We start from the raw sequence: 15,452 nt of genomic DNA, 5'->3' as shown, positions 1-15,452 counted from the left end.
AAATACCTATCAATAACTTCCGATATTGATAAAAAAATCCATGGCAAACCTAAGCAAGAATATTTAATCCAGATTTTAGTTTTATACCAAAAATAATATTTCTATCTTAAACAAATGACAAAAATTAATAGTCAATAAATATTAAAATAAACATTCTAAGTGTGTAGCGCCCGCCTAAAAAAACAAAAATATAACCAATCTGTCTGATTATTAAATTTAATTGTTCTTGCCTATTACCAATTAACCAAGTATAAACGCACAGTACCAATATTACCCCATATTGTAAAAAAGGATAAAATCCATGCGTTTATCAAGCCTGTTTTTTATTTTTATCTGCATAGCCATAAAAATGGCCATGGCAAAAGAAGTAGTATTACCGGTAACCTTTACCAAAGATACCCATATTGCCAAAGTAGTCTTAAATATCAACGGTAAACCAAGCCAGTTTCAGCTTGATACAGGTTCACAGACAGCCTTGCATTTACCGCTAAATACACTGCAACAACTGCCAGATACGACCAAAAACCAAAATACCAATAAAAATCTGGATTTAAGTGGAAAAATTAATGAAACACAAAAATTTCTGATAAAACATTTAGATATCAACGGGCTTAACTTTGACAACATCAATGCAGAAGAACTGAAACCATGGGGCTGGAGTTATTCCAGCACTGCGGAACCGCAACAGGCACCTGCACCAGATGACAACCTGCCAGTTATCGGTTTGCCACTCTTTCAGAATCACATCCTTACCCTAGATTTTGCGCACAAAAAAATCATAATCGACGATGGTCAGGATTCTACCCAGATAAACCAGCAATGGATTGCTTTCCCCTACAACATTCATCCCAAAGAAGGCATTATCATCAACCTTACCGACCAGAAAAAAACATACAGCCTTGTTCTGGATACCGGAGCATCAATGACCTTTATCAAAGGAAAATTACTGCCAGCATCATTCAACAGCAGCAATAAAATACCCGCACCCAAATCCGAAGGAGCCACCCTGCGCCTGAATAAAAAAGGCAATCCCCAGACTGTTAAAATCATTCTGACTAACCCATCTATCCGTAAATTCCCCATTCGGGCGGCTATTATGGACGGTATGCCGGAACAATTTGAATCAGACGGCTTACTTGGCGTGGATTTCCTGAAAAAATATAGCGTGAAAATAGACCAGAAAAACCAGCAGCTATGGATTAAACCAGCAATATAATATCAAACTATATATTATAAATTTATCTATTTTGAATTAAACTTAGAAGAGCATTTTAGTAATTCTTAATTTATAATATTACTTTATCATTAAACCAGAACAAGTATATTCTTTCTAGAATATAGAAAGAATATACAATACTTAAATAACATAATGTTAAATTAAAGAGTTGGATGAGCAAATCAAGCAATAAAATAATTGACCAGTAAGATATCTTTTAATTAATCCAATTTCAAGATAAATCAAACTATCTCCTATATGCCAATATCATTTTTAGATATTAATACTTTCCTAAATTTTTATTGAATTAAAATTTTACCTTAGGTATACTTTAAACAAATGGATTGGGTAGCCCAGTCGGCGCTGTAGCCTTGAGTATTCTCAAGGCTCTTCTGCTTTTTGGACTTTATTTTCCGGCAAAATATTTAGCCCATAATTCAGATAATTGTTTCCCACATTAAGCCGGCCACCTTCACAATAAAATTTTAACTTTAATACCTCAAAAGCCCTATTGAGTTTTTTTCCAGAATTATTAAAATCTAAATGATTCCTACCAATAGGTCTAGCACACAAATCAGCAAACTGTAATCCAGTGCTATTAGTGTCTTTTTTCTTAATCAAAATCTCAAATGGAAAATTAGTCTTTAATGAATTATGTCCATCACAAATACGCCTAAATGCTAATTCAATGCTTTTATCTTCCTTTGCACCCCGTGATTCTATGACAACATAAGTTTTTCTAAGGTGACTATTTTTTTCTCTCATAAAATTATAAAGATTAACCAGACATACTTCCATAGCTGTATTATATAAATTATCTTCACATTTACCCTTGCGTTTATCGATAAGAGTGGAAATTAAAATAAAATTAGTTTCGCACATTGCTTTATTCAAATCATTTAAGAATTCATCAGATAAAGCCTTGGAATTAAAATTGAAAGGGTATTCATGTTTTCTTATTTCTTTTTCATGTAGAATAACCATATCATGCCCAAAAAATTTAAATTTCAATGCTTGGATTAAAGGCACCAATTTTTCAGTATAAATACGCTTATTAAAAATGCAAAATGCCAAAACAAAAACTGGATAATTTTTATCATTATCCATAGTTGGCGTACCGCTCTCATCTGCATAAACAATAAATGGGCTAAAAGAATTATAATAATCTGCTAATGATTTTTCTTTACTATTAGCAGATTCATCCAAATCTAAGGCTAATTGAACCTGATTCTCAATATTATATATATTGTTAGTAGCTATCAAATTACTTTTAGTCATATTTATTACTACATACTGTTTAGTACAGAATGCATATCCCCGCATTGATATTTAATCAAACATTTAATATAAACAATAACTACAACTTGTATAAACTTTAATATTAATAAATTTACTTCAACATCGAGCTCAAAAACGCCTGTGTCCGTGCATGCTGCGGATTAGCAAAAAAGCTTCTCGCTTCACCCGATTCAACAATCACACCTTTATCCATAAACAGCACCTTATCAGCCACCTCACGCGCAAAACCCATTTCATGAGTGACCACAACCATAGTCATTCTGTCTTCAGCCAGTTGCTGCATCGTTTTCAACACTTCGCCGGTTAATTCAGGATCAAGCGCTGAAGTAGGTTCATCAAACAGCATAATTTGCGGCTGCATAGCCAGTGCACGGGCAATAGCAACCCGCTGTTTTTGTCCGCCGGATAATTGAGACGGATAATAATCCTGTTTATTAGCCAGACCAACCTTGCGCAACAACTCCTGTGCCAGCGGAACAATCTCATCACGCTTCATTTTTTTCACAGTTATTGGTGCTTCAATGATATTTTGTAATACGGTCATGTGCGGAAACAGATTGAACTGCTGAAAAACCATACCCATCCGAGTACAGATTTTTTTTATCAGACCTTCAGATACATAATGGGCACGATTGTGGATATTGTTCTGTACCAGAAAATCATTTTCAATGGTAATACTGCCCGCATCTATCTTTTCCAGATAATTCAGACAACGCAGTAATGTAGATTTGCCTGAACCGGAAGAACCGATAATGGCAACTACTTCTGAGCGTGCTACCTGAATATCGACGCCTTTGAGTACTTCAGTATTACCAAAAGCCTTATAAATACCGCGGGCATCTATCATTAAATCAGTCGTCGTAGCGTGCATAGCGTTTCTCCATTTTCTGGAAGCCCCAGGTCAGAATTAGAGTCATAATCAGGTAGAATGCAGCCGCCACAAAAAACGGCATCAGATTAAATTCACGCTGTACCAGCTGATAAGTTACCCGCATTACATCCTGTAATGCCAGCACATATACCAACGATGTATCTTTAACCAGTGTTATCGTTTCATTGCTTAACGGCGGCAGAATTTTTTTCCACATTTGTGGTAAAACAATACGACGCATGGTTTGGCCATAGCTCATCCCTAATGTCTTTGCTGCTTCATACTGTCCCTTACCTACCCCCTGAATTCCGGCACGGAAAATCTCTGCAAAATAAGCAGCATAGTTAAGCACAAATGCTACTACCGCTGTAGTATATGCCGGCAGTAAAATATTTACTGCCGGTAAAGCAAAGTAAATAAAGAAAATCTGTAGCATCAAAGGTGTGCCGCGCATCACCCAGATATAAAAATTAACAATATAATCCAGTGCCCTGATTCCGGAAAGGCGCAATAATGCCAATACCAACCCTAACGGAATAGACAGTAATAGGGTAATGGCAAACAGGCTCAGAGTAATTTTTGCTCCTGTCCAGAGTTCAGGCAGCATATTTAACACATAATTCATGTGTATTCCTTAAAACAACAATAACGCTGCCTGAATAAATTCTATTCAGGCAGCGTTGATTCCAAAGTAAAACAACATTTATTTAATGATGTCTTTACCGAACCATTTTGTAGCAATTTTAGCAGATGTACCATCTGCTTTCATACTATCCAGAGCCCCTTGAATTTTTTGCTCCAGAGCCTGATCATCTTTACGGAAAGCAACAGCATATTGTTCTGTACCAAAATTATCACCTAATACTTTATATTCATTAGGTTTTTTTGAAACATAATAGCGACCGACTACTTCATCTACAACCAGTGCATCTACACGTTTGGCGGATACATCCATTAATGCTGTCACATTATCTGCATATTTCTTCAATTCTTTGAATGATTTGGCTGTATTCTGATCAGCTTCTACTGCATCAACAGCACTACTGCCATCCTGAACTGCCACAATTTTACCGTTCAGATCAGCTTTAGTATTAATTCCGCTATCAGGACGGACAACAATAATCTGATGATTGTCCATATACGGTTTGGATAATAATAATTGCTGCTGCCGCTGTGGAGTAATGGTTAATCCGTTCCACAGCATATCAACACGTTTACTGTTAAGCTCCGATTCTTTGGCACTCCAGTCGATTGGCTTAAGCTCCACATTCAGACCGGCACGCTTGGCTGCTTCACGAGCCATATCGATATCGAAACCAACTAACTCATTTTTTTCATTACGAAAGCCCATAGGCGGAAAGCTGTCATCCAGCCCCATTACTACCTTTTGACCTGTACTCTCACCGGAGCTGGAAGCAGTACCTGAGGCAGATTCACCACCACAGGCAGCTAACGCCACCGCAACCACAGAACCAAATAAAAAATTACGTATGGCGTTTTGCATATATAAAGTTCCTGATTTAAAGGTATTAGATAATTGTGTCATACACACTATACCGGAATTTTTTAACACTTTCATCTGCCGGCAATCAGGTATTTACTGCAAATACCAGAACACATAGCAAACAAATACCAAGTTATTATTGGTCATTTTATCTCTGATTCAGCATGAACCGTGCTGATACTAACCATGGAGATTCATTGTGATATTATGCGGCAGCCGAATGCAACGCTTGATGGTTCATACGAAAAAACAGTTTACCATCCTCTTCAATACGCCGGATGGGCCATTGATATACTTCACTCAGCAAAGCAGATTGCATAACATCCTGAGGTGTTCCTGAAGCAACTATCTGTCCTTCATTCATTAATACAATAAAATCAGAATGATTTGCTGCCATAGTTAAATCATGGAGTACCATAACAACAGAAAAATCATCGTGATGCTCATGTAAATAATGCATCAGTTGGTGCTGATGACGAATATCCAGATGATTACATGGTTCATCAAGCAGTAGTAATGGTGCATTCTGAAGCAGCGCACGTACTACATTAGCACGCTGCTGTTCACCTCCGGATAAACTGCCTATGCGTTGCTGTGCCAGTGTGCACAAGTCGAAAACATCAAGTAACTGCCGGAGCTTTGCTGCGGGTGCCCGGGCTTTCTTAAACCAACCGCCCTGAGGAGAGCAGCCAAGCTGTACATACTCAACTACCGTAAGCGGCAAATTATATTGTCCGTGCTGACCCACCCATGCAATCTGCCGGCGCTTTAAACTATTGTCAACCGGTTCTCCAAATAATTTGACACCGGCACCATGCAGGCCTAACAGTGCACGCAGTAAAGTTGACTTACCTGCACCATTCGGCCCGATAATACTGATATGCTGATTGGCCGGTAAATCAAGTTGTGGTACCGATAAAATACAACGGCCACGTGGTTGTACATGTACATTGCGAATGGTAAATAAATTTTCCATATCCAGATCCTAGCGACGCAATGGCTGTAAAAACAACCACAGGAAAAATGGTCCGCCAAGTAAAGAAATTACAATACCCACAGGCAAATCAACCGGATAACTCAGCCAGCGCGATACACTGTCTACCAGCAGCAAAAATATTGCTCCCAGCCAGGCAGATAACAGAATAATTTTACGCCGGCTACCGCCACGATTACGGGCAACCACATTCGGTACCATCATACCCAGAAAACCAATAATACCGGCCATTGATACCGCTGCTCCGGTTAATAGAGCTGAGCCTATCACTGCCCATATTCGGGTATTCCCGACAGCAACACCCATACTAATGGCTGTTTCTTCTCCCAGCATCAGAATATCCAGTCGCCTGCCCACTGCCACCAGAACACACAACCCCAGCAGCATTACTACCAGAGCATACCATGGTGAAGTAAAACCAGATTCAGCCAAACTGCCAGCCAGCCAGCTGGTTGCACTGCGTAAAACCATATCATCCGACATAAACAGAATCATGCTTACCAATGCACCACAAAAGGCACTGATAACAAAACCCATCACCAGTAGCCCCAATGTTCCTCCGCCTAGTAGACGATGTACCGTCAGAATCAGAACACATACCAGCAAAGCCCCCAGAAACGCAGCCATTGGTACTGTTACTGCACCCCAGCCACCCGCCAGGACGGCAATAACCCCCAGTGCGGCACCACCGGAAGTACCTATCAGGCTCGGATCCGCCAGCGGATTATCAAATAATGCCTGCAATGCAGCACCAGAAGCGGCCAGTGCGGCACCCACTATCAGCGCTACCAGTACTCGCGGCAGCCGGATACCTAGTGTTATCTCATCCATGGATTGCGGCCATTGCCAGCCACCCATACCCAGTCCCAGACAAAACCAGCTCAACAGTAAACTGAATAATATAGCGGCGATAAACCAAACCAATTTAGGCCAGAACGCACTTTTCACCCTATTGTGATCAGGCGTACCGGCCGTTTGCTGCACTTGCGTCATAATTATTGTGCCAGTTTATAAAGTTTAGGAATAACCTGCGGAGTATTCAGGCCATAACGAAAAATATCATTTGACGGCATAAAATAGATTTTCTTTTGTTTTGCGGCTGGAGAAGCAGCAATTTCCGGTCGTTTAATCAAGCCCTGCACGCCGCCTGTCAGTTTTTGGTTACGTTCGGCAATCAGAATGATATCCGGTTTCGCGGCCAGCCATGCCTCGCGTGACATCGGTTTCATACCTTCAATAGCAGCGGCTGCATTAATACCACCAGCCCGCCTGATGAGTTCATCCGCAGCAGTACCCCGGCCGGAAACATAACGACCATCATAGCTAATCAGATAGCGCTTACCGGTTTTTGGCATCTGTTTCACCTGACTGAGCCAGCGATCTGCCAATGCATTGGCTTCTTTACTCTTACCAATAAGCTGTCCGATCTGGCGAACACCGGCCGCATAGCCATTAATATCATCCTTTGGCGCAACATTCACCGCTTTAACACCTACCCGGTTCAGATTGGCGTAAATACTGGTTGGCTGAGCCATCCACGAACCCAGAACAAGAGTTGGTTTTCTGGCCGCAATCGGTTCCACACTCAGCCCGTGAAACAAGCCGATACTGGGCACATTCTTTAAAGCCGGATTAGTAGAAGCCCTCTCGCGCCCTACTACTTCTTTAGCACTACCCAACTCCACCACAATATCTGCCACATCAGGCGTCAGCGTAACAATACGAGCAGCAAACGCAAATGGAAAAGCAGCGCACATAGCCGCTGCCAACAGTAATTTTTTCATAATCCACCCTTTAATTACTCATATTACAATGGCAGATATACATATTCCTAGTAATTTATGATTTCACCATAACTACAAAATGCATATCTGCCCCGGCTACTTAGCCTGCTAACAAGCCATCCATCAGCTGATGCCATGATTGCATTTCGTCATTACCTTCTTCACGGCGACCAAAAATCTGCACCACAGTTTGACGATTTTTGTCAAAACCTTCTATACAGGTCACATAACCTTCACTGATCGGACGACGTACCACCCAGGTTTCCACAATATCACTATCGCGCAGATGCAAATCAAAGCCTTCTTCCGGTACTTTGGCATCCAGTACATTCAGATAGCCATGTGAACGTACTACATTGTGTAGTTTACCGGTCTGAATCTGCACTAAGCCACGATTACCGACAAATACCATAATTTCCAGATTATTTGCCTGAACATACTGCAGAACTTCTTCCCATACACTGCGATCGACCTGCTTAGTGCTGCCTGCCGGTGCATGACGGTAAGACTGCTGGCGGTCAATTTTAAAAGTCTCCAGCAAACCGCCAAAATGATGTACATCTTTCAGTTCATTCCAGCGCTCCTGAAAGGCCTGCTCGCGCTCTGGCGACAATGGTTCCGGTACCGTTACATTAATTTCCGGTGCCGGCAGAAATTCCGGTTTACCACTGGTTGCGAATTCATCAATCAGTGCCTGCCATGCGTCCAGTTTAGTTTCATCACGCATGAAAACTTTTTCAATACTCATGCCGTATTCGTCATAAAACTGAATCGAACGCATGGTTCTTTCACCAATCACCACTGTTGTAGCGATAGCATGATGCCAGTTATGCAGGAAAAAACGCAAATCCAGCCCGCCCACATTCAGCGCCAGCCCTGTACGCGCAGTCAGCGTTACATGTTCATAAACACCGACTTTTTCATGTACTGCGGCATCATTACGCACCACACTCAAAACTTCTCCCAGGGTTTCCAGCTTAAGTACCAGATCGCGAATCCGGCTGCCCAGATAAACAGAGTCCGGAGCATCTGCCATTAATGCGCCTTCACTCACACCCAGATCAGCTGCTGCCTGACGCGGAAAGTACATTCCTCCTTCGACAGTTGCCTTTTTATCCAGATATTGTTGCCATAAACTCATGTCTCGTTCCTTTACAAAGTTATTATTGATAGTGATTTAGCAAATAATTCAGCTAATTATTTTATTTTCAGATTTATTTAAAAGGTATAGCGCAACCCTACATTAAATGTCCGTCCCGGAGCAGAATAGAAATCAGCATTGTCTCTGGTTAACTTAGTCGCATTGCCGTCGCTTTGCCCAGAGGTTCCCGACTGACTGTTTACATTCGGCATCATGTAAGCAATATCTGCCCAGTTCCAGTATTTCTTATTAAAAACATTATTCACACCGGCACGGAAACTCAGATGCTTAGTTGGTTTCCAATAGCCACCCAAATCAACCAGTGCATAATTTCTGGACGGATTATAGTAACTTGTTCCTTTTGGAACATTTTGAATGTCGCTATCATCTTTTTTCGCCACATAGGTTAAATCAACATTGGCTCCCCACACTTCCTTATCATAGGCAAGATCAAGTTTCACTTTAACCGGCATCACTGAGTTAAGCGGTCTGTCTACGCCTTCCTGGCGAATCGAGCCACGCGAATAGGCTATTGAACCATTTATTTTCCAGTCTGGTGCGAACTTCCAGCGTGCATATGCTTCACCGCCGTAAATATGTGCCTTACTGAAATTCTGTGCCTGCAATACCAGCGTCTGTTTACTGCCCGGACGGCTCCATACAGCATCAGCCGGTAGCTTCACCACATCAGAAATATTTACATAATCAATAAAGTTTTTATAGTGATTATCAAATCCGGCTATACCGTATTCAAAAACATCATTTTTACCGCGTAAACCAAGCTCAAAATTATTTGCAGTTTCCGCTTTTAGATTCGGATTACCCCAGGAACTGTAGTTTCCCGGATTCCATGAAGAAGCCAGCTGCTGAGATGATGGCGCATTAAAACCACGGGCATACTGAAAATACGGTACCAGCAACGGAGTAATCTGGTAGGAAATACCCAGACGGGGGGTCAGCGCACTTTGATGTTTTTTGCGCAATTCACCGATTTCACCATTGATTCCGGTTACAAAGCCATTGGAATTAGGCTTCATATTATAGTAAGCAGCCGACAAACCCGGACTGACAACCAAATTTCCCCATTGCAGATCTGCATCTATATACGCACTGGCCCGAATAGTTGTGTTATCGGCATTAGGTTTCGATCTGGCATAATATCCTTGCCAGTCACTAGTTAATTCATGGTGCGCAAAACTCAGACCATAGCGCCATTCCTGACTCAGACTACCTGTATCAAAATGCGATGACCAGTCTGTTGTCAATCCCCATACTTTATCTTTATTGGTAAAATCAAAAACGCAACGATTATTCCGGTCAGGAACCATACTGGTACAGCCTTTGACATAGTCACGCCGGGTACTTGAATCTGTTTTAGTCTGTTGCCAGTAAATCTGAGTTTTACCTGAATGAATCAATCCCTCATCACTATGATAATCATGCCCCAGTGAAAACCGTGTTTTCTTGTTGTCATCTATACCGCGTACATCAGTATAGGTACTATTTACCTGAGACAATGAATCAGTCCACTGATTGCGGCTCAAATATTCAGCAGTAAAATTCAGGGTATTTTTGTCATTAATATCAAATTCGTGCTTAGTAAGAAAATACCGGCTATTGTGATCAACAGGGTCTGATTTAGTACGCAAAGCCCCTTTGCCACCAATATTACCCCGGTTATCCACTTCATCACCTTTACGGTAAGTACCCAGTACCATTCCGCGCCAGCGGTCACTTCTCATTGCACCGACACCTGTTACCGCTGTAGATTTATCCACACTGTTATACTGAGTATCAATATAACCACCCTGATCTTTATCCTGCAAAATCTCATCGGGGGTAAGTGTGTGCATAGCAACAACACCGCCCAAACCAAAACCACGGGCATTTTTACTGATATCAACACTACTGAGCGCGGAAACATCCATAAAATTACCACGACCGAAAATCGCATACTGTCCCGTATGCTTCATTTCATTTGCTTCAGGCAACTCAATTCCATCAATGGTCATACCAACCCGGTTACCACTTAAACCACGAATATTGACACTGTCATTACCCTGTCGTGTACCCTGAGTATCCAATACCTCTACACCCGGAACATCTTTTAATGCCGTTTTTAAATCCACCGCACCTTGTTTCTTAATAGTATCTGCCTTGACTTTAGTATCTTTGAATACACTTGGCGTAACACGTTTACCCTCAACATGAATTGTTGGCAAATGAGCTTCGCCTTCGGCATAAACTACTGCAGGAAAGCCGATATAAGCTACAGCCAGCGCAATAATCTTGGGTGAGCGGCGCATATTAAGTTAACCCCTTTTGACACAAATTAATATAAAGATGCCGCATTGTAATCAATAATGATTCTTTTATACAAGTGCAAATAGGAATTATTCTTATTAATTTTAAGTCATATTTTTCTAATACTGCTCATCTGCTTTTTACAGTATTCTTATAAATGACAGTAAGCATAAATATGTTTTAAATCCGGACAGATCGGTTTTGTAAAAATATAATTTTTTATTAATATAAAAACATCACTTCCTCATAATTATTAAAATTACTCTTGTATAAAATTATACAAACTTTGTTTTAGGTTATTTTATATTCTGAATTTATCTTTCAGAGTAATAAAAAATTTATTTTATCAATTATATTATCAAAATAAAATTTGCTAATTTCTATATAATAAGTATCTCTCATCACCGCTTACTGTCGGTTTACCACTGTCTAATTCAGATTATTATTTTTTTAACATTCTAAATGTATCAATGAGAACCAGACAAATACAAAATACTTCCTGAAACAATCATCATAATTAAAATTACACATCCAGATTACAAAACACAGCAGCCTGCTACCAGAGCTTAATCAGGCTATATTACAATTATTCCATTATTTATATTGATTATCACAGACAGCCATGCAACTTGATCGTACTCTTCAGTATCAGATTCTTACCGAACTTACCGATTGTTTTCCGAATCCCTCATCGCAGGAATTTTTTGACCAGTTAGTAACACAATATAGCCTTGATCATGTACTGGGCAATCTTATCTATCTGGACGGACACGGATTAATTCGGTTAAAAATCGATCAGGGATTTAATTATAAAGAAATTCTCTGGACACTAACCGAACCAACCGTAAAGGCATTTGATTTTCTGGCAGACGATGGTGGTTTAGCAGCTATTCTGCAGACCGGAACAGAAAAACCGAATAATAAATAGGCAAATTCCTAACTTGGTCAGAAAATTTAATAAAAATGAGACATTAAAGTATATAAAATCATTTGTTTTTATGTATTCTAATGGTAGAAATGTATTTAGTTTGGTAAATTACAGATTCTGAATTATTGTTAACTGATTCATATTGCTTTTTTCCGTAAGATTACGAAAGAAAGTAATATAGCAGGTGATTATCTTGCATAAAAGTACAAACCTTCATATCTTTTCGCTCAAAGAGAAAATCTATCTTTTTTTTTCATCATTTTATTACCACTTATTAGCATTCGCCTAAGCATTTACTATTATCCCTCCTCATCACAAATCCAGAGCATCAATCAGGAAATCTTTCAGCTTTCATTACAACAGCAAGAGTTACTACAGCAGCCTGAAAGTTATGAGAATAACTGCAAGCGTCAGCAAATAAAGCAAGAAATTAAAAAGCATAATTTCGCACTTACATATGCCAGACCACTCGCTGCAGGCGGCATAGTTAGCGGTATCGTGTGTCTTTTTACCGGCGTGATTGCTTTATTCCTGATTCAGCGCCTAGGCAGAAAAGCAGATAAATCATTAAAACAGTTACGCATTAATTTTACTCGTGCGTCGCATATGATACAGGCAATTTTACTGATATTGCCCATCAGTCTTATCCTGTCTTTTTTATTCGTTTTCATAATACTTACTGATGGTACAAGACCGGAGAAGGCAATCATCCCTCTGTTTGTTGTAGCAGGATTATGCTTTTTCTATTTACACAGATATAACAAACAGGATAATACAGGAACAGCCAGAGTAAGCGGTGTGCTGATCACGACTGAAACCAATCCGGCATTATGGAAATTAATTAGGGAAATTGTACAAAAGCTTGGGTTAAACGCTATGCCAAACCATATTGTACTTTGCATAGGAAATGGCTTCAGGGTAAGTAATAAAGCAGTTCGTCTGTATCCGGACAGAATAGTATTAACAGGAAATACTTTATATCTGGACAGTACTTATATTAATTATTTAACCTTAGCAGAATTATCCAGCATAATTGCGCAGAGATTAAGTCATATTGCCAGTAATGATTTAAATGTATCTGCAAATTTTAATCGTCAGATTGATAAGTTAACTGAAACAGCTAATTTTTTATACCAGAATTATTTATCCTATTCTTTATTCGAAAATTATTTATTCTACCCTCCATATTTGCTAGCCAAATATTTTTATTGTTCGTTCAACAAAGCAATTCATTGGTGGTATCGTTCCACAGAAGCTATGGCGGATTTAAATGTTTTAAAAGTTACCCATAAAGAGCAATTTGCTTTAGCCTTAAGTAAAATGCATCTTTTGCAAACACGAATTAATCAGGCATTGGAAAATTATTACTATAAAACACATATAAACTTTCTGCCTTTAGATTATGTTACACACTATGTAGAACACTCAGAAACACCTTCGCTTAGCAAACTTCTAAAAAAATCACCTTCTGTTTATGCCCGGCACCCGACTTTAGCTCAACGACTGTCTTACATTAAATATGGCGAATTAAACCGTTTGAGTGGGTTGCTCATCAACATTAGTCCGACCACGCTTCTGAAAGATTTATTTAGTAAAGAACTAAACATCCTGCAATCAGATTATCAAAATGATATACAGGAAACAGCAGAAACTAAATTAAATTATCTGAAACATATCAGTAGTCAACCTCAGGAAACCATTACCTTAAAACAGGGCGGAATAATCAGATCGTTTCTGCGATCCCTGCTGGCTGGTCTGTTTATCTTAATAACATATGCTTGTATTACAACTGATAAAGCACATGATTCAGAGTGGCTGATAGGTGTCATTATCCTCTCAATGATCAGTGCTTTTTGCTTATTCAGATGCTACAAAATGTATAAAAGCATTGGTTCAGCACTACTTACCATGAAGCCACGCGGATTAATTCTTCCCTGCTTTGATAAAGCTATTCCATGGAAGCAAATAGACTCTTTTGAGATAACTGGCCAAATGTACAAAAAGCTAACTCTTTATCTCAATCCAGCATTCAAACCGGGAGAATTCAAACCATGTAACGCAAAAATAAAATATAACAAACGAAATAATCATATCCAGATAACTGCATATGAAATCAGAGGCAAATTAAAGTTACCGGATTGTGAGTCTTTAATATCAGACTACATAAGAGTTGCTCATGCCCGAATAGAGCTGCAGTTATTTATGCAAAACAAAAATAATCAATAGATTATGAGTAAATTCATTATTATTCCTATTATTCTGCTTCTTCAGATGGCCGGCTATATATTTCTGTTTTATGAAAATAAACATGGACATGCCGATGTTCCTATTGAATGGGTCATATTTAACATTTTGGGAATTTTTAATCTGATTGTATTGGTACTGTCTTATTTTCTTTTTTTTAATTCTGAAAATAAAATTTCTTTTTGGTGGATTCCCGTAACAATAGCTGTAATTACTATTATTATACTGATTATTCAATATATAAGAATGGCTATGGGTGAATTCTGAATTTATTAGCACAAAACGGGACAGGGAAAAGAGAAAAATTTATTTTTTGCAATAATAGAAAGAAAAGGAGGTAATATAACCGATATAAAATCTTATATTAATTATTTAACTTTAACAGCATAATCGCACATAAATTAAATCACATTGCCAGAAATCATTTAAATGCATAAGCAAGTTTTAATCATCAATTTTAATCATCAAATTGATAAGTTAACTGAAACAATTGATTTATTAAAAAATTATTTATTTTATCGAATATATCTGCCATCTAAACATTTTTTTATCATTCATTTAACTGGACAATTTATCAATGGAATCGTTCCAAAGAGTTTATGGCAGATTTAGATGTTTTAAAAATAATTCCTAAATAATACTTTACCTTAGACGTATCTTTTGCAGGAGCCAATTATTTAGGCATTGGAAAATTAATATTACAAAACAGATATAGATTATCTGACTTAGATTATGTTACATATTATGCAGGAAAGTCAGAAACACTGTCACTTAGCAAACTACTTAAATAATCACCTTCTGTTTACAACCGATACCCGAATTTAGCTCAACGGCTGTCTAGTATTAAATATTACCAGCCTAAATCATTGAATATTTTACTCATTAGCATTACTGCAACCAGACTTCCGGAAGATCCGTTTAATAAGGAGTTAAGCATTCTGTAATCGAATTACCAAAACGATGTACAGGAATTAGTAGAAATTAATTTAGATTATCAAAAAAGCATCATTAATGATCATCAGGAACCTGTAACTATCCCCTAAAATAGTACAGCAAGAAAGTAGAAAATTCTCTATGATATTTTTAAGGAGAATTTCAATATGAAAAAATTTTCAGAGCATCAAATTGTATCTATTTTAAATGAAGCTGAAGTTGGCATCTCTGTCA

The 15,452-nt window shown here is 38.7% G+C and carries 12 protein-coding genes; 3 read left to right on the top strand and 9 right to left on the bottom strand.

The genetic code is table 11. From position 1 onward, the window contains the following. Positions 1–301 precede the first annotated feature (301 nt). On the top strand, positions 302–1,216 hold the full coding sequence (locus GYX91_RS00765) for a hypothetical protein (protein ID WP_078475037.1): 915 nt from the start codon (positions 302–304) through the stop codon (positions 1,214–1,216). A 381-nt stretch (positions 1,217–1,597) separates the two neighbouring features. Here GYX91_RS00765 and GYX91_RS00760 read toward each other — a convergent pair whose 3' ends face one another. From GYX91_RS00760 to GYX91_RS00720, 9 genes are all read right to left on the bottom strand, one after another. Further along, entirely contained in the window at positions 1,598–2,494 is an 897-nt protein-coding gene (locus GYX91_RS00760; RefSeq protein WP_174829695.1) for a DUF3800 domain-containing protein, read from the bottom strand. Between the two features lie 112 nt (positions 2,495–2,606). Further along, positions 2,607–3,362, bottom strand: a complete 756-nt coding sequence (locus GYX91_RS00755; RefSeq protein ID WP_174829726.1) for an amino acid ABC transporter ATP-binding protein — start codon at positions 3,360–3,362, stop codon at positions 2,607–2,609. Between the two features lie 4 nt (positions 3,363–3,366). Then, positions 3,367–4,011 (bottom strand): amino acid ABC transporter permease, encoded by a 645-nt coding sequence (locus tag GYX91_RS00750; protein ID WP_037393149.1) that lies wholly within the window; start codon positions 4,009–4,011, stop codon positions 3,367–3,369. A gap of 78 nt (positions 4,012–4,089) precedes the next feature. Beyond that, complete coding sequence (locus tag GYX91_RS00745) at positions 4,090–4,890, bottom strand: amino acid ABC transporter substrate-binding protein (RefSeq protein ID WP_025329846.1); 801 nt, start codon at positions 4,888–4,890, stop codon at positions 4,090–4,092. 205 nt (positions 4,891–5,095) lie between these two features. After that, positions 5,096–5,866 (bottom strand): ABC transporter ATP-binding protein, encoded by a 771-nt coding sequence (locus GYX91_RS00740; RefSeq protein WP_174829694.1) that lies wholly within the window; start codon positions 5,864–5,866, stop codon positions 5,096–5,098. Between the two features lie 9 nt (positions 5,867–5,875). Further along, positions 5,876–6,877, bottom strand: coding sequence for an iron ABC transporter permease (locus tag GYX91_RS00735; protein ID WP_174829693.1), 1,002 nt, complete (start codon positions 6,875–6,877; stop codon positions 5,876–5,878). Positions 6,878–6,879: 2 nt separating this feature from the next. After that, positions 6,880–7,668 carry a hemin ABC transporter substrate-binding protein gene (locus GYX91_RS00730; RefSeq protein WP_084565135.1) on the bottom strand — a complete coding sequence of 263 codons (789 nt, stop codon included), beginning with the start codon at positions 7,666–7,668 and terminating at the stop codon, positions 6,880–6,882. A 100-nt stretch (positions 7,669–7,768) separates the two neighbouring features. Beyond that, complete coding sequence (locus GYX91_RS00725) at positions 7,769–8,809, bottom strand: hemin-degrading factor (RefSeq protein WP_037393145.1); 1,041 nt, start codon at positions 8,807–8,809, stop codon at positions 7,769–7,771. Positions 8,810–8,886: 77 nt separating this feature from the next. Then, the gene (locus GYX91_RS00720) at positions 8,887–11,115 is read right to left on the bottom strand and encodes a TonB-dependent hemoglobin/transferrin/lactoferrin family receptor (RefSeq protein ID WP_174829692.1); all 2,229 of its coding nucleotides are present in this window, start codon (positions 11,113–11,115) and stop codon (positions 8,887–8,889) included. Positions 11,116–11,735: 620 nt separating this feature from the next. On the opposite strand from GYX91_RS00720, the gene GYX91_RS00715 reads away from it, so the two are divergent. Both GYX91_RS00715 and GYX91_RS00710 read left to right on the top strand, forming a co-directional pair. Further along, complete coding sequence (locus tag GYX91_RS00715) at positions 11,736–12,041, top strand: hypothetical protein (RefSeq protein ID WP_078475043.1); 306 nt, start codon at positions 11,736–11,738, stop codon at positions 12,039–12,041. A 498-nt stretch (positions 12,042–12,539) separates the two neighbouring features. Then, entirely contained in the window at positions 12,540–14,267 is a 1,728-nt protein-coding gene (locus tag GYX91_RS00710) for a M48 family metalloprotease (protein WP_078475044.1), read from the top strand. Positions 14,268–15,452: the final 1,185 nt, after the last annotated feature.

The sequence above is a fragment of the Snodgrassella sp. ESL0304 genome, assembly GCF_013344995.1.
Lineage (GTDB): Bacteria > Pseudomonadota > Gammaproteobacteria > Burkholderiales > Neisseriaceae > Snodgrassella > Snodgrassella alvi.
The sequence above is the reverse complement of the archived record's forward strand: the minus strand, read 5'-3'. Positions and strand labels throughout refer to the sequence as shown.